Origin of the sequence: Virgibacillus siamensis, assembly GCF_039522605.1 — a bacterium.
Taxonomy (GTDB): domain Bacteria; phylum Bacillota; class Bacilli; order Bacillales; family Amphibacillaceae; genus Lentibacillus; species Lentibacillus siamensis.
The window spans coordinates 218,719-238,589 of the sequence record NZ_BAAADS010000001.1; the positions used below are offsets into that span (position 1 = coordinate 218,719).

At 42.4% G+C, this 19,871-nt stretch carries 20 protein-coding genes; 2 read left to right on the plus strand and 18 right to left on the minus strand.

Annotated elements, in window-relative coordinates:
• Window positions 1–174 precede the first annotated feature (174 nt).
• Both ABD010_RS01130 and ABD010_RS01135 read right to left on the minus strand, forming a co-directional pair.
• Window positions 175–2,046, minus strand: a complete 1,872-nt coding sequence (locus tag ABD010_RS01130) for an OPT family oligopeptide transporter (RefSeq protein WP_343809498.1) — start codon at window positions 2,044–2,046, stop codon at window positions 175–177.
• 191 nt (window positions 2,047–2,237) lie between these two features.
• Complete coding sequence (locus ABD010_RS01135) at window positions 2,238–2,651, minus strand: carboxymuconolactone decarboxylase family protein (protein ID WP_390350890.1); 414 nt, start codon at window positions 2,649–2,651, stop codon at window positions 2,238–2,240.
• Between the two features lie 196 nt (window positions 2,652–2,847).
• Between ABD010_RS01135 and ABD010_RS01140 the strand changes: the two genes are divergently transcribed.
• On the plus strand, window positions 2,848–3,792 hold the full coding sequence (locus ABD010_RS01140; protein WP_343809502.1) for a DUF6612 family protein: 945 nt from the start codon (window positions 2,848–2,850) through the stop codon (window positions 3,790–3,792).
• A 38-nt stretch (window positions 3,793–3,830) separates the two neighbouring features.
• Here ABD010_RS01140 and ABD010_RS01145 read toward each other — a convergent pair whose 3' ends face one another.
• The 10 genes from ABD010_RS01145 to ABD010_RS01190 form a co-directional block, all read right to left on the minus strand.
• Entirely contained in the window at window positions 3,831–4,262 is a 432-nt protein-coding gene (locus ABD010_RS01145; RefSeq protein ID WP_343809504.1) for an IDEAL domain-containing protein, read from the minus strand.
• A gap of 117 nt (window positions 4,263–4,379) precedes the next feature.
• Window positions 4,380–5,387 carry a hypothetical protein gene (locus tag ABD010_RS01150; protein WP_343809506.1) on the minus strand — a complete coding sequence of 336 codons (1,008 nt, stop codon included), beginning with the start codon at window positions 5,385–5,387 and terminating at the stop codon, window positions 4,380–4,382.
• A 149-nt stretch (window positions 5,388–5,536) separates the two neighbouring features.
• Entirely contained in the window at window positions 5,537–6,313 is a 777-nt protein-coding gene (locus tag ABD010_RS01155) for an ABC transporter permease (protein WP_343809508.1), read from the minus strand.
• Window positions 6,310–7,263: an ABC transporter ATP-binding protein gene (locus ABD010_RS01160; protein ID WP_343809510.1), complete on the minus strand. Its 954-nt coding sequence runs from the start codon at window positions 7,261–7,263 to the stop codon at window positions 6,310–6,312. Before ABD010_RS01160 ends, ABD010_RS01155 begins: the two co-directional genes overlap by 4 nt.
• Window positions 7,264–7,434: 171 nt before the next feature.
• A complete protein-coding gene (locus ABD010_RS01165; RefSeq protein WP_343809512.1) occupies window positions 7,435–7,788 on the minus strand; it encodes a DUF779 domain-containing protein in 354 nt (117 codons plus the stop codon).
• Window positions 7,789–7,852: 64 nt separating this feature from the next.
• Window positions 7,853–9,373 (minus strand): aldehyde dehydrogenase, encoded by a 1,521-nt coding sequence (gene adh / locus ABD010_RS01170; RefSeq protein WP_343809514.1) that lies wholly within the window; start codon window positions 9,371–9,373, stop codon window positions 7,853–7,855.
• A gap of 355 nt (window positions 9,374–9,728) precedes the next feature.
• Window positions 9,729–9,911: a cold-shock protein gene (locus tag ABD010_RS01175; protein WP_343809516.1), complete on the minus strand. Its 183-nt coding sequence runs from the start codon at window positions 9,909–9,911 to the stop codon at window positions 9,729–9,731.
• 113 nt (window positions 9,912–10,024) lie between these two features.
• Complete coding sequence (locus tag ABD010_RS01180; protein ID WP_343809518.1) at window positions 10,025–10,765, minus strand: Cof-type HAD-IIB family hydrolase; 741 nt, start codon at window positions 10,763–10,765, stop codon at window positions 10,025–10,027.
• Window positions 10,766–10,891: a hypothetical protein gene (locus tag ABD010_RS01185; protein ID WP_343809520.1), complete on the minus strand. Its 126-nt coding sequence runs from the start codon at window positions 10,889–10,891 to the stop codon at window positions 10,766–10,768.
• Window positions 10,892–10,927: 36 nt separating this feature from the next.
• The gene (locus ABD010_RS01190; RefSeq protein WP_343809522.1) at window positions 10,928–11,425 is read right to left on the minus strand and encodes a DUF1648 domain-containing protein; all 498 of its coding nucleotides are present in this window, start codon (window positions 11,423–11,425) and stop codon (window positions 10,928–10,930) included.
• A 295-nt stretch (window positions 11,426–11,720) separates the two neighbouring features.
• Between ABD010_RS01190 and ABD010_RS01195 the strand changes: the two genes are divergently transcribed.
• A complete protein-coding gene (locus ABD010_RS01195) occupies window positions 11,721–13,370 on the plus strand; it encodes an SLC13 family permease (protein ID WP_343809524.1) in 1,650 nt (549 codons plus the stop codon).
• Window positions 13,371–13,729: 359 nt separating this feature from the next.
• Here the strand turns inward: ABD010_RS01195 and ABD010_RS01200 are convergent, their stop codons facing one another.
• The 6 genes from ABD010_RS01200 to ABD010_RS01225 form a co-directional block, all read right to left on the minus strand.
• Window positions 13,730–14,920 carry an MFS transporter gene (locus ABD010_RS01200; protein ID WP_343809525.1) on the minus strand — a complete coding sequence of 397 codons (1,191 nt, stop codon included), beginning with the start codon at window positions 14,918–14,920 and terminating at the stop codon, window positions 13,730–13,732.
• 23 nt (window positions 14,921–14,943) lie between these two features.
• The gene (locus ABD010_RS01205; protein ID WP_343809527.1) at window positions 14,944–16,140 is read right to left on the minus strand and encodes a CynX/NimT family MFS transporter; all 1,197 of its coding nucleotides are present in this window, start codon (window positions 16,138–16,140) and stop codon (window positions 14,944–14,946) included.
• Window positions 16,141–16,327: 187 nt separating this feature from the next.
• The gene (locus ABD010_RS01210; protein ID WP_343809529.1) at window positions 16,328–16,807 is read right to left on the minus strand and encodes a hypothetical protein; all 480 of its coding nucleotides are present in this window, start codon (window positions 16,805–16,807) and stop codon (window positions 16,328–16,330) included.
• 468 nt (window positions 16,808–17,275) lie between these two features.
• Window positions 17,276–17,371 carry a putative holin-like toxin gene (locus tag ABD010_RS01215; RefSeq protein WP_343809531.1) on the minus strand — a complete coding sequence of 32 codons (96 nt, stop codon included), beginning with the start codon at window positions 17,369–17,371 and terminating at the stop codon, window positions 17,276–17,278.
• Between the two features lie 357 nt (window positions 17,372–17,728).
• Complete coding sequence (gene fabI, locus ABD010_RS01220; RefSeq protein ID WP_343809533.1) at window positions 17,729–18,508, minus strand: enoyl-ACP reductase FabI; 780 nt, start codon at window positions 18,506–18,508, stop codon at window positions 17,729–17,731.
• A gap of 97 nt (window positions 18,509–18,605) precedes the next feature.
• Window positions 18,606–19,868 (minus strand): TIGR02679 family protein, encoded by a 1,263-nt coding sequence (locus ABD010_RS01225; protein ID WP_343809535.1) that lies wholly within the window; start codon window positions 19,866–19,868, stop codon window positions 18,606–18,608.
• Window positions 19,869–19,871 lie beyond the last annotated feature (3 nt).

The following is a 19,871-nucleotide window of genomic DNA, read 5'->3' on the forward strand; positions in this document are numbered from 1 at the left end:
CAAGTCTTCTTTATCGTAGTGAGGAAGTGTGAAGTTTGCTAGTCGCTGGGCGCTGGAGCTGGACGTGGCTGATTAGGAGCAAGTGCATTATCCACATCTACAAAATTTTATAAATTTCCTAGGCAATAAAAAAAGTCACCCCAAAAAGGATGACTTACAACACGGGAAATTAACTTATTTCGTTGTTTTCTTATTCGCTGTGCGGAACAGATACCAAGTAACCAGTGCAAAGGCAATCAGTGACACAATCGGCCCAAAGAAAGTCTCTGACGGCATGGTAATTCCCGCCGTTACAGCAATTGCAACAAACACACCCATCAATGCTTCACCAGCAATATAACCGGATGCAAGCAGTATTCCCCGCTCATTTTTCTCTTTAAATTCTTCTTTATTTTTAGTAATTCGTTTGATAATTCCATGCACAAGACCTCCAACCATAATCGGAGAGGTTAGATGAATCGGCAAATATAATCCTACTGCAAAAGGAAGTGAACCTATTCCAAACAATTCAACGGTTGCAGCAGCAGCGGCACCAATGAAAATCAGATTCCATGGAAGATTTCCCTCCATGATACCTTCAACTACCATTGACATAAGAACTGCCTGTGGCGCGGGTAATTCCGAAGACCCGAATCCGTATGCATTATCAAGTAAAATCAGAATGAATCCGATGACAATACTTGTAATTAACACACCATAAAGCTGAGCAATCTGCTGCCATTTTGGTGTCGCTCCAACGATATAACCTGTTTTCAGATCCTGGGATGTATCACCAGCTATTGCAGCTGCGATACAGACTACGGACCCTATCGTGATAGCAGTTATCATTCCGGCTTCACCCGTATGTCCTATTGCAGCAAGAACTAATGAAATAAAAATAAGCGCTCCGATTGTCATTCCGGAAACAGGGTTGGATGAACTGCCGACAATACCAACAATCCTGGATGACACAGTAACAAAAAAGAAACCAAAAATGAACAGCAGGAGAGCACCAATAATCCCCAAATTTATGGTTGGATAAAACATAAGAATACCCATGAACACAACAGTTAACACCACAATTAACGTATAGGGAATATCCTTGTCGGTTCGCAGGTCACCCGTCTCACCGGCAGAAGAAAATCCTCTTATGGAACCGCTGAATGAGGAAATAATGGTAGGAAGCGTCTTCAGCAATCCCACAATACCTCCAAATGCAACAGCGCCGGCACCGATATAACGCAGATAGTTATTCCAAATATCATGAAAGCCCATTTCACCTATCGGAACTTCCCCCGGATAAATTGGCGTCGTGGCAAATTCACCGATATAACTTATCAGCGGAATAATTCCCAACCAGCCAAGCACACCACCGGCGAACATAATTCCGGCAATACGCGGACCAATGATATATCCGACGGCAAGCAGCGCAGGCATAACATCCATACCGATTGCGGCGTTTTTAAATTTATAAATTTCCCATTCGACTGAGGATGGAAATGCTTTTACAGCATCAGTTAAAAATTTGAATGCTGCACCGATTCCTAGCCCGCCAAACACCAGCTTGGCCCCTTTGCCGCCTTCTTCTCCAGCATGTAAAACTTCAGCACAAGCAGTACCTTCCGGATATGGCAGTGTTTCATGTTCCTGAACAATTAACGCACGCCGGAGCGGGATCATCAGGACAACCCCTAAAATACCACCAGCTAAAGCTATGATAGCGATTGTTGTGAGACTTGGTTCAAGCTGCCAGATAAACAATGCAGGCAACGTAAAAATAACACCCGCTGCAAGAGACTCACCAGTCGATGTAATGGTCTGTACGATGTTGTTCTCAAGAATGGATGTCCGCTTCATAATGATTCGCAATACAGCCATTGAAATAACAGCCGCTGGAATCGATGCGGAAACTGTCATACCTACAATTAGCCCCAAATAAGCATTGGCAGCGCCGAATATGATGGCAAGAATCGCACCAACAATCATCGAAACAATTGTAAACTCAGGCGGGTTCTTGGATGCCGGGATATACGGCTTAAACCCAGTACTCGAGTCTTCTTTTGACACTCTAAACACCTACCTTTTGAATTTTCATGTTGGTCGTGAAGCATGTCCCTTCACTTTTATACTCCCATAAAACGACAATATTATTGCATAACATTATCAGCCACTAGAATACCACAAACGCAGTTCCAATTTAAAACTTTTTTAACAAACAAGAACCCCTGCAACAGTAAACAGAGGTTCTTCTTTGTTGGTCACTTTTTCGGCTGATATTTCCCGGGAACCGCCCGCATCGTGATTGCCAGGCGATTCCAGCTGTTTATGGTGTTAATCGCGTAGACAAGATCAACAAAATCCTTTTCATCGAAAAATTCACGTACATTATCATATAAATCATCCGAAACATCTTGCGTGGCAATTTCAGTAATAACTTCCGTCAGTTCCAATGCCGAACGTTCCCTGGCGGTATAATAATCCGTTTCTCGCCATGCATTCAATCCGTACAACCGCTGCTCGGTTTCACCGTTTGCCCGAGCATCTTTTGTATGCATGTCCAAACAAAATGCGCAGCCGTTAATTTGTGATGCGCGTGTCTTAACCAACTCCAGCAGTGTCTGGTCCAGGTTTGTCGACTTCATATACTTTTCGAAACCGACCATCAGCTGCATTGCTTCAGGTGCAATAGAATAGTAATTCAAACGTGCCTCCACTTATATCCCCTCCATTATTTTATCCCTCCATTTCATTCTATTCTTTTTGACTAAGGAAACAAAAAAGATTGCTTCAAATTTGAAACTATTTGGTCATTGGACCGTACATTATATTATTGGAATTTAACAACATTCACCTGGGAGGAGAGCAAAGATGAAAAAAGTATTGTTATCTTCATTAATTGTTTTCTTGATGTTTCTGGCAGCTTGTGGTCAATCGGGAAACAGTAGTGGAAGCGGAAGTGGTGCCGGCGATGAAAAGCCAAAAAAAGAGAAGGAACTAACAGCTTTGCAGATTATAGAGAAATCTGCTAACGAAATGCAGAACTGGCCGGGAATGAAATATTCAATGGATGTAAACCAGGATATCACTGCGGCAAAAGGTGATCAGACGCAATCCATAAAAACACAAATGAACATGGATACAAAAATGCAAATGGATCCGATGTCCATGTATATGAGTGGCCAAACCAAGGCAAACGGACAAACTATCCCGGTGGAGAATTATTACGTTGATGGTACTTTGTACACAAAAACACCACAACAAAGCTGGATAGGAATCAAAGGAATGAATCTGGAACAACTGCAAAAACAAAGCCAAAGCAAAGATCCTTCAAAAACACTGAAACAATTTAAGAACATTCTGGATCAACTTTCCAATAACGATAAATCCGATAAATTCGTTAAAATGAAAAAACAGGATGACATGTATGTAATTACAATGGATTTAAATGAAGATGCTTCCCAAAAAGTATTAGAACAAGGGTTGAAACAAGTTAAAGATTCTATGAGTTCACTGAAACAACTGGGGATTGCAAAGTCTTTAAATAACATCAAGATCAAACATCTAAAACAAACATTTTACATTGATCAGGAAACTTTTGAACAGCAAAAAATGAAGCAGCAAATGAAAATGGAAATGCCGATGAACGATATCAAGATGACCATTGATCAGGATATGACCATGGAAATTACCGGAAAAGTTGATGAGGCAATTACCATTCCGCAAAAGATCAAGAAAAACGCGAAGACCATTTCAATAGAACAGCTTCAAAAGTTGCAGCAGAAACAACAGAAACAGCAGAAACAACCTAAATAATATAAAGAGGATGGGACCCATAAATCCCATCCTCTTTTTTAAAGCATTTTGGTTAACGAATGAAATGTATCTGCATCGCGTTCATCAAGTGATTTATCGATAAGACGGCGCAAGTTCAGTTGCTCAAGCTCCCGAATAATGATGGCGGTTTCATTTTTTTGATTAGTTTTTTCTTGAAAATAATACGGCTGTGCAATCGTATCCAGCTGCAGCAGAAAATCCGGAAGGGAAATTAACTCAGACATAGTCAGGTAAGCAATGTCTTTACCCTTTTGAAAAGCAAATCTTACCCCCATATTTTCGACTTTTTGCGTTCTGCGATTTATCCTTATCTCCTTTGCTTCCGTCGGGACAAATTGATAGACTTGCTCATCAATCAGGACGGAAAAATACTGATAGGCTAAAATTACGCGAATAAAATCATTATCAGCTTTTATATAATAGGGTTTTAACATCTTTACAGTAACCACATTTCCACCTCCCAGATATAATATACTCGTAATTTTCAGTTAATTAATTTTACTATATACCGAATAAAAAAACAAGTGAAAATTTTGGAAAATAAAAAATCCGCCAACCTTGAAAGATTAGCGGATGTATTTCTGAAGCACATATTCAGTAGCACCATAAATGTCTTCTTGGTTAAACTTATTTTTTTCCGCCTGTTTAAGTAATTCACCGGATTTTTTTAAATACTGAACTCCTTCTTTCATACAGGCTTTGTACCGAGTATTCCATTTGTCTATTTCTGACGCGAACTTTTCATCGGTACCTGGAGCAACAAACTCCTTATATAAATCTACTACCCGCTCGCCTTGACGTTTTGGAAGAAATTCATGCGGGTCCGTACTGTCAAAAATGCAAAAATCCAATTCACGAACTAAGACCATGTCTAGGCTATTGGGATCAAAACTGCAGTGATAAACCTCCGTGTCAAAACCATAATCCACACATGTTTTAGCAATTTTTTTCATGAATGTTGACTTTCCTGTTCCGGCACGGCCTTTAATATAGTCAACATTTTTTATGTCTTCAATCAAATGCGGCACCTCATTAACAACGCCATCAGGGGTATTGGTACCAAAAAGCCTGTGATACATATGTCCTTTCGTACTATGTTTTGTTACACCCTTTAATAAATTATCAATATATTCATATGCGTATTCGTTGGCATGCTCAAAATCCATTTGCTCGATATAGATTCCTTCCAACTCATCATGAAATCGTAAACCATTCTGGAAACAGTTATATGCGTTTTGTACAAGGGCAATGTCCGCTTCACCTGTGTTCTGAACTGATGGATATTGTTTATCCAGTTCTACTACTGTACCGGCGTCTGCAACACTTGCATCAAGTACAGCCAGTGACTTTTCGCGATTAATAATTCCGTCCAGATATTCATTACCAAGACGACTTAAAAGCAATTCTACGTTGTCTTTTTGATAATGTTCCAATAAGCTATAAATAATTTTGGATTTAAATAACGGGGATGAATGTTTCAGCAAAAAGACATTTTCAATTCCATCAACGTTTGTGTCCAGAAAGTTAACCAATCCCTTTGCAGTGTTTCCCGTTACATAATACCGTGTAGACATAGCATACACTTCCTTCTATAAGTATACTTGCTGCCCAATTATGTATATTCGGGATGGGAGATAATTGTGCTTTTTTATACGATTTCTTTAAATGATCTGAAAGTACTCAAAAACCGCCACCCACCCGGCAGCGATTTTCTCAACTTGTATTAATATTGGCCCAGCAACCCCTTTTTCATTGCGTGCCTTTCACAGGCAATGTAAACTGCTACACCGATAATACCGTAGACGATGGCATTTCCGACTAACCAGGCGTAATCGCCGATGGTAAAGTCCGCCAACGTGTAGCCTTTAATCATAACCATCCGTGTCATATCGACTCCTTTCACAAATGGTGCAACAACCAGGTATGGTGCAACGGATAATGGCATAAATGTCAAACCGGCTACGATAAATTGCAGGATTTGCAAAAAGGCGTTGATTTGTTTAAAAATAAGTGCCATCCCTGCCACTACAAAACTTGTTCCGATCATGCTGGCAAGCGTCAACACAAGAATCGGCAAAATAGCCAATGGGTTCAGGTTCAACCATTCACCTGCAGTTGCCATCGATAAGAACAATAGAAAAATAACAAGAACAAAATGGTTAAAGACCGATCCAAACAGTCTTGCCAATAAGATTTTCCACGGTTTGACAGGCGACATGAATAATTGTTCCAGCGTTCCTTTCATTGCTTCATCCGAAATCGTCCAGCCGATTGACTGCAGTGTCATCATGCCCAGATACCAAAAAATATAGTTTACAATAATATATTGTGTATTCGTACTTGCCTGGGCGGGATCCCCAATCACCTGAATCCCGAACATCATCCCCACAAAAATAATATAAAATGTCAGCAGCAAACTGATGGTGTTGGCTTTATATCGCTTCAGTTCAATATATTCCAGCATCGTATTGACACGTAATACGTTCCAAAAAGTTGTCATGATGCGACCTCCTCTTTGACAAGTTTCATAAACACCTGCTCAAAATTAATTTCCGTGCGATTAATCGATTCAATGGACGTTTTATTCTTACTCAAAATATCCATCAGACTGTATATTTCGGATTCCTGCTCAAAACTCACTTCCAATTTCGCTCCATCAAGCGTATGTATTGGAAACTGCATACTTAGCAATTCCAGCTGCTCATCGGTCAGATCATCTTTTAAATGAACCTGATATGCGCTCGTCTCAAACAGCCGGAGCAATTGATCGACACGCTCGTCGGCAATCACCCGTCCCGCATTAATAATGACCGTGCGTTCGCATAAATCCTGTACAACCGGCATGTCGTGGGTACTGATAATAATTGTTTTTCCCTGATCACTCGCAATTTTCCGCAGTAATCCTCTGACTTCATAACCGGTTTCCACATCAAGTCCCAATGTTGGTTCATCCAGCAAAATCACATCTGTATCGGCAAGCATTGCTACACATATTGCCAGCTTTTGCTGCATGCCACGGGATAAATTATTAACCAGTTCATACTTTTTGGATTGCAGCTGGAAAAGTGTCAGCAGTTCTTCAACGCGCGTCTTGATTTCCTTTTTGGGAATACCCCGGTTACCGGCAAAATACTGAAGATTCTCCAGGACTGTCATGCGCCAGTAGAGATTCCGGTTTCCTTCCAGTACGGCACTGATATGCCGTAGTGCCTTATTACGGTCTTTGATGCTGTCAAATCCATTAATTGTAACTGACCCTTCATCCGGGACAAGGAGCCCGCAAATCATTTTAATCGTTGTCGTCTTCCCTGCTCCGTTTGGTCCGAGCAGGCCGACAATCTCCCCTTTTCCAACGCCAAATGAGACACCTTTTACAGCGACAAATTCTTCGCTGGACTTTCGTTTTTTATACTTTTTACCAATAGTGTCAATTTTAATAATCTCTTCCATTTTTCATACTCCCTCCGTTCTTTCTTGCTTTCATTATAAAGACTTATCAGAATAATACATCAGTCAATTGATGTTTTTTCTCTCCGTCCCGAGACTGATGACCATCTAATACCATTTTCCAAACACTAAAAAAGCCATGCAGACTGTCACATCTGCATGGCTTTCGTTTTTCTATACTAATTCCGCACGTTCTTTCTCGGTAAACACCCTGGATCTGGTCAGGAACCGTTTGCCCTCGGGTCCTTCCAGCGAAAACATCCCGCCACGCCCATCAACTGCATCAATGATCAGCTGGGTATGTTTCCAGTATTCGTATTGATCTTTGGACATATAGAAAGGTGTTTCGCCGATTTCTCCCAGAAGCACATCTGATTCGCCAACACGAAATTCACCTCGCGGATAACACATTGGTGAGCTGCCGTCACAGCAACCGCCTGACTGATGGAACATGAGCGGTCCGTGTGTTTCAATTAACGTGTCGATTAACCCTAGTGCTTCATCTGTCGCTGTAACACGTTCAACCATTATTCACACCCTTTCTATTTGTTTTTTTACAGTATATGCAGCGCTGCGTAGTCAAATTCCGGTATTAAAAGAATCCGGCAACATCTTCACTGTAGCTGATCAGCAGGTTTTTCGTCTGTTGATAATGATCAAGCATCATGAGGTGATTCTCGCGGCCGATTCCAGACTTTTTGTAGCCGCCGAATGCAGCGTGTGCAGGGTATTGATGGTAACAGTTTGTCCAAACACGTCCCGCTTCAATACCACGGCCGAACCGATATGCGGTATTAATGTTCCGGGTCCACACACCTGCGCCAAGTCCGTATAACGTATCATTGGCAATTTCCATTGCTTCATCATCATCCTTGAACGTTGTAACCGACAATACCGGGCCAAAAATTTCTTCCTGGAAGACACGCATTTTGTTGTCACCTTTAAAAATGGTTGGTTCAATATAGTAACCATCGGCCATCTCGCCATCAAGCTTATTTACGTTACCGCCGGCAAGTACTTCAGCACCTTCCTGCTTCCCGATATCCAGGTATGATTTGATTTTTTCCATCTGTTCCATCGATGCCTGCGCACCCATCATGGTCTCAGTATCAAGCGGATGACCGATTTTAATCTGGTTCACCCGTTCGATGGCCCGCTCCATGAACTTATCATAGATGGATTCATGAACCAGCGCTCTGGAAGGACAGGTACATACTTCTCCCTGATTAAGCGCAAACATAACCAAACCCTCAATCGTTTTATCCAGAAATCCATCATCCTGGTCCATGACATCCGGGAAGAAAATATTCGGCGATTTACCGCCAAGCTCCAATGTTACTGGTATGATGTTTTCTGATGCGTACTGCATAATCAACCGGCCCGTTGTCGTTTCACCTGTAAAGGCAATTTTGGAAATACCACTGTTTGATGCCAGTGGTTTCCCGGCTTCAACACCAAACCCGTTAACAATGTTCAGCACACCTTTTGGCAATAGGTCTTTAATCAGATCAAGTAAAACGTGAATGGATGCCGGTGTCTGTTCGGCCGGCTTCAACACGACACAGTTACCGGTGGCAAGCGCCGGTGCCAGTTTCCATGTTGCCATCAAAATTGGAAAGTTCCATGGTATAATTTGCCCGACAACCCCGAGCGGCTCATGAAAATGATAGGCTACCGTATCATTGTCAATCTGACTGACACCGCCTTCCTGCGCACGGATTGCTCCGGCGAAGTAGCGAAAATGATCAACCGCAAGCGGAATATCCGCATTCAAACATTCCCGGACCGCTTTTCCATTATCCCACGTTTCAGCGACAGCAAGTGTTTCCAGGTTCTCCTCCATGCGGTCCGCAATCTTATTTAAAATGTTTGCTCGTTCTGCAACGGAAGTTTTTCCCCATGCTTCCTTTGCAGCATGTCCCGCTTCGACTGCTGCTTCCACATCTTCCTTTGTCGACCTAGCCAATTCACAAAAAACTTTCCCTGTCACCGGACTTACATTTTCAAAATACTTACCATTTGCCGGCGGACGATATTCGCCGCCAATAAAATTGTCATATCGTTCCTGAAACGACACCTTAGACCCTTCTGTATTGGGATTTGCATACCTCATTCAACCATTCCTCCTCTATTTAATCTGCAATCGCTTACAAATAATCTGATGAAGAAATCTAGTTTGATAATCTATTTTAAATTATAGCAGTTTATTTAATATTATGATAACAATTTGATTTTAAAAAAATTCGACAAGTGTCACTGCAGACACCTGTCGAATTTCATCAAAAAACAGTGCTTCATAAAATGGAGGACGGTTTTTTCGGAAGCTGAAGTTCATCCTATAGGAAAAGGCGCCGGTTCCAGCGCCAATACCAATAGGATATAATAATAAAAAGATGCCGATTAGACATCTCCGCGTTATAATATAAAAAAATTACCTGTTTTGCTTCAGCTTCCTTCTATACCATTAATTACTTCAATTCGGGAAGTACGCGCACTTCCTGTTGCATTGAAGATTTACAGAGCGGGCATACTGGTTCTTCCTCAAAACTGTATGACTCTCGCATCCAACCTGAACAGTCTTCACTTGTACAAGACCATACATTGGTTTCAACTTCCTTCACTGGCTCTTTTGGCCCGCGGGAAAATGACATAACAGCAACCCCTTTCATGGTACTGTTTTCATTATACTCCTTTCCTGAACACAAAGAAAGGAAACACCATTTATTCGTTCATAGTAGACAAAGAAAGGCAATTTTATACATTATCAGTCCCGATCCAGTGTGAACTTTTGGATTGCTTTGGCAACCCCGTCCCGGTCATTTGTATCGGTCACATAATCAGCCACGTTCCGGATTGCTTCCTGGGCATTTCCCATCGCAACACCCAGTCCTGCCTGCTGGATCATTTTAATGTCATTCAAGCTGTCACCAATCGCCAACACATTATTCATCGTAATATCGAGTTTCTCACAAACTTTCTTCAATGCACTCGCCTTATTGACCCCTTTTGGATTCACCTCAATATTGGTAGGCAATGAGTTGGTCAATTCCAATTCATCATAATACGAAAGTTCTTTTATAATATGGTCAAGTTTCACTGTGTCGAGCGAGTCGCAGCCATATTTCAGCCATTCATAATCATAAAAATTTTCAGGTCTTTCTCCGCGCCACACTTTCTCAGTAGAAATCATCCAGCTGTTAACGTTCTTCTGCTCCCCAAGTTCATACATCAGCTGTACCATTTTGGGATCAAGCAAATGTTGTTCGAGCAATTCCTCATTTACCGTCCAGATTTCGCCGCCATTTGCAGTAATCAGGTATGACGGCAATTCAAGTTGTTTTGCAAACGGAAGACATGTTTGCAACCAGCGCCCGGTACTCAGTACTACATGGACATTCGTCTCCAGTGCATTTTTTATCACGTCGCGTGTGAAATCCGAAATTTCATCGTTACTGGTTAATAAAGTTCCATCCATATCAAGTGCTATTAATTTTATTTTATCCATTTATACGCTCCTCGTCTTCTCTATTCCTTTATCCTGCAAACCGCCAGCCAGCAAAATAATCGGCAGAAATTCCCACAGCTGATAAATCCGTTGGGCATTCTCATCATTTCGTTTATTCTCACTCATTCAGCTCATTTTAGTATATTTCGGGTACCTAATCAATTAGTCTGTTCTGTTCATTTTAACGATAAATAAAATCATTGTGATTAACGGAACGAAAACAGTAAACAATATGAAAACCACACCTATTGTTGTGCCCCCATGCGCTGCCTGAATGGTGGACCACGTTGCATACGAGAGGATAAGGACAATTTCAAAATTAAAAACGGCCATCATCGTTCTTGCCAGCGAATAGATTCGTGGGGCATTCTCATCCGTTATCTTAACAGGAAGATTAAAAATATGCGGAGCTTTCGTCAGGAAATAGAGCAGGATGAAGGATAGTGCCGTGATTGTCGGCAAAATAAAAATGGTAGTTCTGCTGCCCCATCCGTCCGCTTCCCCTTGGGCATTAAAGTGTGTGGGAATTCGATCCGGCAAACTGTCATACTGGGTAATCGTATATACAATCGTTGTGATGATAACAGCAAAGGACAGGAAATTGAACAGCTTCTCCCACCCTGTAGCAGGTACTTTTACCTTTGGATTGGTCAAATTCATCGAAATTCTCCCCCACTTTTCTCAGTGAATTGTCATGTCTCCGGGAACTCCCGTAATATTTGATAAAGAGATAGCCTTGTTTGTCTGCTGCACAACGATCAAGGTGATTTATTTTGCGAAGCCTTAATACCTGCAACCGAGCACCATCCATCAATATTTCATCAGCATTGGAGCCTTCCAAAGTTCAACTGGAATTTTTGTTACCAAAATGATAGCATACTATATTATGATAAAATAAGAAAGCGCATGCAGAATTTGCTTTCATCATTTTTTCAAAAACAGGGAGGTATTTAAAATGATAGCAGCCACATGGGACTGGCTATGGGATAAACATGACCAGGCAAAAGATCTGATCCGCTTTTTTGTTAAACCAAATGAATCAAAAATCAGTTCAGCTGCAAATAATGAAGCAAGCAACTCTGCCAATAACAACGGCGGTGGCAATAACCGGTCATATAAACCGGCACAACTGACAGGACTCTTCTTGGGTCCGGCACTTTTCATACTTACTTTACTTTTTTTTCAGCCTGAAGGACTCAGCGATTCTGCCCAGGCAATTTTAGCCAGTACAATCTGGATTGCTGTCTGGTGGATAACAGAAGCATTGCCAATTCCAGTTACGTCATTGCTGCCGATTATCCTCTTTCCGCTCACAGGTGGTTTGGATATAGGCGCTACCACATCATCCTATGGTGATGATACAATCTTTTTATTCATGGGCGGCTTTATGATTGCCCTTGCCATGGAAAAGTGGAATCTGCACAAGCGGATCGCGCTGACCATCATTTCGATTATCGGCACCAATACAGAACGGATTATTCTTGGGTTTATGGTCGCAACCGGATTTTTATCCATGTGGATTTCCAATACCGCAACAGCCATGATGATGGTACCAATCGGTTTGGCAATTATTTATCAAGTTTCTGAGGCGCTGAAAGACGATGATTCGATTGATACATCGAAGGAAAATTTCGGATTTGGCAAAGCACTGATGCTCAGCATTGCTTACTCTGCCTCACTCGGCGGGATTGCGACCCTGATCGGGACACCGCCAAATACCGTTCTGGCAGGTGCCATCAGCAACATCTACGGAATCGAACTTTCATTTGCAAAGTGGATGATGTTTGGTGTACCGATTGCCTGGGTGTTCATATTCATTGCTTGGTTTTATCTTGTGAAAATTGCTCATCCGATGAAATTGAAGCAACTGCCCGGCGGACGGGAAGTTATCCAATCTGAGAAAGAAAAACTAGGCAGACCCTCTTTTGAAGAAAAGACAGTTTTTGTCATTTTTGTCGCGGCAGCACTTGCCTGGATTACCCGATCATTTATTTTAGTTGAATACGTCAATCCTAATATCAACGATGCGATTATTGCCATGACCGCCTCCATTATTTTGTTTGCGATTCCAGCAAAAAACAAGCAGGGAGATCATCTCTTAGATTGGGATACAGCGGTCAAACTTCCATGGGGTATTCTATTGCTGTTTGGCGGTGGTTTAGCCATTGCTGCAGGCTTTAAGGATTCCGGTCTTTCCGAATGGATGGGGCAGCAGCTCAGTGTACTGGAAGGCATCAATATCTTTATTATTCTGCTTGCTGTTTCAGCACTGGTTATTTTCCTGACCGAAATTACGTCCAATACAGCAACAGCTTCAATGATGTATCCCATTATGGCCTCGCTGGCCGCAGCACTTGGCGTTCACCCGTTTGCCGTCATGATTGCCGCCGGGGTTGCAGCATCATGTGCTTTCATGCTGCCGGTTGCCACCCCGCCAAATGCGGTCGTTTTCGGCTCAGGCTATTTGCGGATTCCCGATATGGCCAAAGCAGGTTTTGCCCTGAACATAATTGGTATTATACTGGTTTCGGTTGCCGTCTATTTCCTTCTTCCCATCGTTTGGGGATTAGATTTGACCGAGGTACCAAAAATGCTTAAAAAATAGAAACAAAGGCGTAAGCGCCCGTTTAGCAACGTACAAACTGGAGCACTCCGCAATGAGATAAAGGAAACACGGTGAGCTGAAAGCGAACCGATGTTGACTTTCACCGCAAGGGTATAAGTGCGACTAAGCCTCTGGTTTCACCAATCGGCAAGTCTTCTTTATCGTAGTGAGGAAGTGTGAAGTTTGCTAGTTGCTGGGCGCTGGAGCCGGACGTGGCTTTTCATTAATATAAAAATCATCCACAAGTATTAAATTTTATAGTTTCCTATGCAACGAAGAAAAAACCCGGGCACTTTATCAAGTGTTCGGGTTTCTGCGTTTAAACCAGTTTACGGTTGAAATTCTTTCGGTAATAAAGCCTAATCTGTTAAGGCTTTTCTCTGTTGTTGCACAATAAAAATAAAGATAACGGGCAAAATCGCCGCAAGCAATACAAGCCCAGTCCACCCAAACAGACTCCATGCCGGTCCCATTGCCGTACTTCCCAGTGAAACACCCACATAATACGAAACAAGGTACAAGCTTGAGGCACTCCCTTTATGATGTGATACCTGATCACTGACCGATGCCGCTGTCAGGGAGTGTGCAGTAAAAAAGCCCAAACACGCTACACACAGCCCGATAATCAATAGCCATAAAACCCCGCTGAGTGTCATTAAAATCCCGCATGATAAAACAACAATCCCGGCAATCCGTACTTTTCGCAAGCCGATTCTGGAAGCAAGCCACCCGGCAACAGGCGATCCGACTACCCCTAAACCATATGCCAAAAACATGTTCGATATTGTCACCAGCGAAAGCGAAAATGGCGGACCTTCCAAATAAAAGGGCAGATACGTCCAGATGCCGGTAAAAGAAAACTGAAGAACTACGCCAAGACCAAATATCAACAGAAGTACTGGGTTTTTCAAATGAAACATAAATGATTTAATGTCCCGTGAAAACGTCAATTCACTCGGTTCAAAAAACTGTGATTTTGGAAGCATAAAAAGTACTGCCACCAGAATTACCGCACCAATTACAGCCAGCACATAAAAAGATAATTCCCATGAATAATGATCGGTTAAATACCCCGTCAGCACCCTGCCTATCATGCCACCGAGTGCGTTGCTGGAAATATAGAGTGCAGTTGCCACCTGAACACTTCGCCGGTCGATTTCCTCACTCAAGTAGGCAAGTGATGCTGCAGGAAGACCTGCCAATGCAAACCCCTGCACAAACCGCAATACCAATAACAGGAAGAAAGAATCCGAAAGCGGAATAAGGAAAAACGGAATGACTGACCCGACCAGTGAAAGTTTGATAAACACTGTGCGTCCATTACGATCTGATAAAAAGCCAAGCACAACCAGACCAATGATCAGTCCGATAATGGTAAGCGAGAGTGCCAGACTGGATCCAGATACCGTAACATCGAATTTTTTTACAAAAACTGGCAAAAGCGGCTGAACGGCATACATGCTGGCAAACACAAAAAAAGATGCCAAAGCCAGACTGACGGTAATCCGCCAAAAATATAAGTCGTGCATCGTGTATGTCTTATGCTGCATATGAATTCACACCCATAACCAATTTAGTCAAGAACGTATTTGTTTCGGCCAGCACCCATGCCGAAGAGCATTACGAGAACCGTTATACAAATCAGCGTTATCAACGGCAGATTCCAGGAAAGTGTTACATCGTATAACAGCCCAATCAGCATCGGACCAACTGCGGCAAGGCAATACCCGAATGACTGTGCCATTCCGGATAATTCGGCTGCATTCCGTGCTGTACGCGCCCGCATGCCGAGAAAAGCGAGGGCAAGGGCAAAGCTTCCACTAAGTGTGAGCCCGATAAAAATGGTACTGATAACCATCACGGTATACGATTCACCGAGAAGCAGACCACCATATCCGGTTATCCCGAAAGCAGCCATTGTCAGCACAATTCCCCGCTGCGACTTGAATTTACCTGCAATAACCGGAACGAGAAAACTAGCCGGCAGTCCAATAAACTGTGTAAAAGACAGCATCCAACCGGCAGTAGCCATACTGACACCATAAGCATGCAAAATTTCCGGCAGCCATGAAATGGTCACGTAAAACAAAAACGATTGAAATCCCATAAAACATGCTACCTGCCACGCAAGCGGGGATTTCCACATTTGATTGTCACTGACAGGAACGTATTTCATTTCCACGTCACGCTGCTTCCCGGTTGATTTGGACAAATAAATCCACAGCACAATTGCCAGCACTGCCGGAATTGTCCAGATTATTAATGCCGGCTGCCAGCCCCAATCCAGTCCGCGGGCAAAAGGGATACTTAATCCAGATGCTGTTGCCGCAAATATCCCCATTGCGGTGGAATATACACTTGTCATTAATGCAACTTTTGCCGGGAACTTTTCCTTAATAACCCCAGGTAACAGAACATTTAAAATAGCAATACCCAATCCGACAAACAATGTTCCCAAAAACAGCAGAATAACCAGCGAAATCGAACGAATCGAAATACCAACTAATAATAGAAGAAGTCCACATAGCAGGGTCCGCTCGTTCGAAAACCGGTTACTTATTTTAGGTGCGATGGGTGACATCACAGCAAATGCAATTAATGGAAGGCTTGTGAGAATGCCTGCACTCCAGTTGGAAAGACCGATATCATCACGAATAATTCCAATTAACGGACCAACCGATGTAATCGCCGGTCTCAAATTAAATGCGACCAAAATGATTCCGAGAACTAGTATTACATAATATGATTTCGTTTGATTCTGATTCGTCATGAAACAATTATCCTCTCGAAAGTAACTCAATCTAATATAGCATAAGTTGTCATTGGTATTTAATTAATACGATTTATTCTTTTGAGAAAATCACATGAGTCAGGTGTGATCTGAAATTTTTTCACATAAAAGGAGCGACAGTATTTCTGTCACTCCTTGCTCTCCATATATTTTGGTACATATGAAATCATGCTTCTAATTGTTCATCCGGAAAGGCCTTTTCCTCCTTGTTTACATTTTCCGGTTTTTCTTGAAGGTCAACCGAATCCTGCAAATCTGTTTTCTGCTTCATCCCCCACAAAATATTACAATGAAACCATTTCCAACGGTTGACCGTCAATGCATCAAGAATCAGTTTGGATTGATCCGATCCACGTAGTGCTAAATCAAATGTTCCGCCTGACAAATGCGTTATCCATGCATTTCTGTATAGCCTGTTCGAAGTCTGATTCAGAACCTTGCTAACCTCAGATAATGCATATCTGTCAAAACCCTCCAAAGTTGCATCATACGTTCGGTATACCTTCCACAATGTATACAAACTCTCCCGAAGCAGCTCATTACGTATTTCATTAACCTGTACATCCTGAATCATCCATTCAATACGATTGGAAATCTGTTGGACAATATCCATAAAGGAATTGCCTCGTAATTTGTCCTCCCCCAAGGTCCCCCCTGCTTTCTGTAAAGTATTTTGAAAATGGCGCCTTTTCCTCTTTATTATACACTATGAAATAAATTGGAGTTATCTATCAGGGCATGTCGAAAACATCATTGCAACAGGAGGAAACATGCATAATCATGTCGAATCACGTCTTAATTTGTCAATTTAAAACCCTAGAACAGCAATCTCCTTGATTTTTGACAGCAAAACAGTAAATTGTGAATTTTTTATGACGTTTATAGGGAAATATTCCTATTTTTGTACAAAAATAAATTGTTTTTTAAAAGAAAATGTGCTTTAAACCGTTTTATTCTTTCCATCATTTCAGATTATGGTATACTATAGGTACAATTAAGCATATAATAAAAGACCACAGCTGTAACTGTGGTCTACAGATAAGCGGTTCCCCAGGGAATCAGCTATCACAGAATAGGCCTCTCCCACCAACACTTCAGGGGTTAATAGGGAGGTCTATTTTTTATTGTTCATTTCGACAATAAGCCTCAGCAAGGCAATCAGCAGCGTACCAGACGCCAGAAGCATCATTATAGCTTCAAAAAAATTCAATAGCCTCACCCCCTTGTAAATCGGGTTAGCCGACCAATCCCAAAAGGAACATTATCTACTACATAGTATAGCATAAAATTCGGTAATAATACGAACAAATGTTTGGTTTCTGCATAGGAATGCATTTTTTTGTGGTGCCATCAGGAGTGTTGTTGCTGTAAATTCTTCTACTGAATGTGCCGTTTGAAGGTAATTTTAATCGATAGTATAAATAGAAGGAGCTTTATTGTGTGCTTGTATACTCTAGTATATGCAGCAATGTTCTCCGATTCGTAATGAATATGTATGGATTTTTGACAACTTGGATGGCTGCGGGAACAAAAAATGCGGGCATCCTGAACAGAATGCCCACTATTTTTACGAACCTGCGACTATATGGAAGCCGGAATCAACATGAAGTACTTCACCGGTAACACCGCGTGCCATTTCACTCAGCAAAAATGCGGTAGCATCTCCTACCTGATCCTGGTCAATTTGCCGGCGAAGCGGAGCCTTTTCTTCAATTACTGACATTTTTTCATTAAAACCGGAAACACCTTTTGCTGACAATGTACGGATTGGCCCTGCTGATACAGCATTCACACGAATACCATATTTGCCAACATCTTCTGCCAGATATCGAACACTCGCCTCAAGTGCAGCCTTTGCTACCCCCATTACATTGTAATTTGGTACAACACGTTCAGCACCAAGATAGGTTTGTGTTACAATTCCGCCGCCTTCATTCATCAGCTTCTTCGCTTCACGGGTAACAGCCACAAGCGAATATGCGCTGATGTTTTGTGCCATCAGATAACCATCACGGGATGTATTCGCATATTCACCAACCAGTTCATCACGATTGGCAAATGCAACGGAATGGACCAGGCCATGAATAGTCCCGATTTTCTCACCAATTTCCTGAAATGCACCTTGAATACTTTCGTCATCCTCCACATCACAGGGAACAATCAGCTTAGCATCCATTTCATTGTCGGCAAGCAGTTTTTCCAGCTTCTTCTTGGACCGCTCCTGCCGATACGTAAAAATCAGGTTGGCTCCAGCATTTTGAAGTGATTTTGTTATTCCCCAGGCAATACTCCGGTTATTTGCCACACCCATAACAACAATATTTTTATTTTGCAACAATGCGTTCATATATGTACCTCCGAGTAATTAATTATAACTTCTTTGTATAATGTAGCATACTTAGGACCTGGTGTTAAATCGTACCAAGGATATTATCCATCTATCACTACATATCCCGTATCATCCGCTCCACCAACGCCTCCTGGTATCCCGCTTTGCCAACTTCCTGCATTTTCCGGGCAACTTCAATCAATTCCGGATGTGTAATCCGTTTCAATTTTTCCAGCCGCTCCGCTGACAGCTCTTTAACCGGATTACTTTCCACATAACCAGCTTGATTCATATGCCAGGGTTGAATCTGGCCTTGTGGATACCGCTTAAGCAATCGCTGTACCATCCCAAGTCCTTCCGGGTCAAAATCACCTGCATAATGAACAATTGAGCCTGTAGCAGTCAGCCGATCGAGCAATAGTAATGCTGCAAGGGTGAACTGGCCATTGGTACAGATGATTGGAGCATCAGGCTGATGATCAAGCAAGGCAGCACAGACTCCGGAATTCTCTACCGCCCAAACATCAACTCCGTTGGCAGGATGGACCCGCTCCAGCGATGTCAGCTCCCTTAATGGCACAATCTGTACTGTATTCTCTTCGACAGCAGCCTTCCAGACAGGATGCGGAGCGCCATTCTTCACAGCAGTCAATCCGGAACATGTTACAAAGTTAAGTAAGTCATCCCGGTAAATATGAAAGTGCTGCAGCAATTCATTTGTTGTCTCGGTAGTTGATGGAACAGACATATCCTGATTGATCGCCATCACAGACAATAACAGCCTGCCAAGGTCCGTATGCAAATCAAATGCGTGCGGATCTCCGGTTATGCGCTGGCTGAACATCGGCAGCCGCTCCGGTTCATCGGGCAAATTAGTGAAGGCAGCAGCAAGGTTTTCCATCATGGCCGCCAATTTCGCAGGCTCCTTTTCCGCCAGCACGCGGACCCAGCGTCCCTCCGTACTTTCCCCATGAAGAAACGTAAACCAAAATGTGAGCACAGGATACCGTTCCTGCAGGACCTTGAACAACTCATTAACTCTTGCTTCCTTCACCACATGCTGTTCTTTACGTGAAATAATGGTTTGTCCGAAATAAACATCAAGTAAATCCTTCATATTCACATCACCGAATCGGGTTTGCGCCAGCTGGTTTTTAAAAGCAGTAATGGAGATCGAATTACGTTTTCTCATCTGTCCCGGAGCTGAGCCGAAGAACGCTGCAATCACTTCCAATTCGGCATCCGTAAATTTTTTTGTCGGTACAGTGCCTCCTATCCGGCCAAGTGACTCATATTTTTTTCTAAATCCATGAAACAGCTTTTGATAGGCCGGCTCATTTTTAAAAAATGCTGCTGCCTCCTGCAATTGTTTTTCCATCAA

Coding starts and splice junctions, on each gene's coding strand:
- adh (WP_343809514.1), bottom strand. CDS start 9,373: ATGAGGTATGCAAATCCCAATACAGAAGGGTCTAAGGTGTCGTTTCAG.
- ABD010_RS01185 (WP_343809520.1), bottom strand. CDS start 10,891: ATGAGTGAGAATAAACGAAATGATGAGAATGCCCAACGGATTTATCAG.
- fabI (WP_343809533.1), bottom strand. CDS start 18,508: ATGAACGCATTGTTGCAAAATAAAAATATTGTTGTTATGGGTGTGGCA.
- ABD010_RS01195 (WP_343809524.1), top strand. CDS start 11,721: ATGATAGCAGCCACATGGGACTGGCTATGGGATAAACATGACCAGGCA.
- ABD010_RS01180 (WP_343809518.1), bottom strand. CDS start 10,765: ATGGATAAAATAAAATTAATAGCACTTGATATGGATGGAACTTTATTA.
- ABD010_RS01135 (WP_390350890.1), bottom strand. CDS start 2,651: ATGCAGCTGATGGTCGGTTTCGAAAAGTATATGAAGTCGACAAACCTG.
- ABD010_RS01225 (WP_343809535.1), bottom strand. CDS start 19,868: ATGGAAAAACAATTGCAGGAGGCAGCAGCATTTTTTAAAAATGAGCCG.
- ABD010_RS01140 (WP_343809502.1), top strand. CDS start 2,848: ATGAAAAAAGTATTGTTATCTTCATTAATTGTTTTCTTGATGTTTCTG.
- ABD010_RS01155 (WP_343809508.1), bottom strand. CDS start 6,313: ATGACAACTTTTTGGAACGTATTACGTGTCAATACGATGCTGGAATAT.
- ABD010_RS01150 (WP_343809506.1), bottom strand. CDS start 5,387: ATGTCTACACGGTATTATGTAACGGGAAACACTGCAAAGGGATTGGTT.
- ABD010_RS01165 (WP_343809512.1), bottom strand. CDS start 7,788: ATGGTTGAACGTGTTACAGCGACAGATGAAGCACTAGGGTTAATCGAC.
- ABD010_RS01190 (WP_343809522.1), bottom strand. CDS start 11,425: ATGAATTTGACCAATCCAAAGGTAAAAGTACCTGCTACAGGGTGGGAG.
- ABD010_RS01200 (WP_343809525.1), bottom strand. CDS start 14,920: ATGCAGCATAAGACATACACGATGCACGACTTATATTTTTGGCGGATT.
- ABD010_RS01205 (WP_343809527.1), bottom strand. CDS start 16,140: ATGACGAATCAGAATCAAACGAAATCATATTATGTAATACTAGTTCTC.
- ABD010_RS01175 (WP_343809516.1), bottom strand. CDS start 9,911: ATGTCATTTTCCCGCGGGCCAAAAGAGCCAGTGAAGGAAGTTGAAACC.
- ABD010_RS01160 (WP_343809510.1), bottom strand. CDS start 7,263: ATGGAAGAGATTATTAAAATTGACACTATTGGTAAAAAGTATAAAAAA.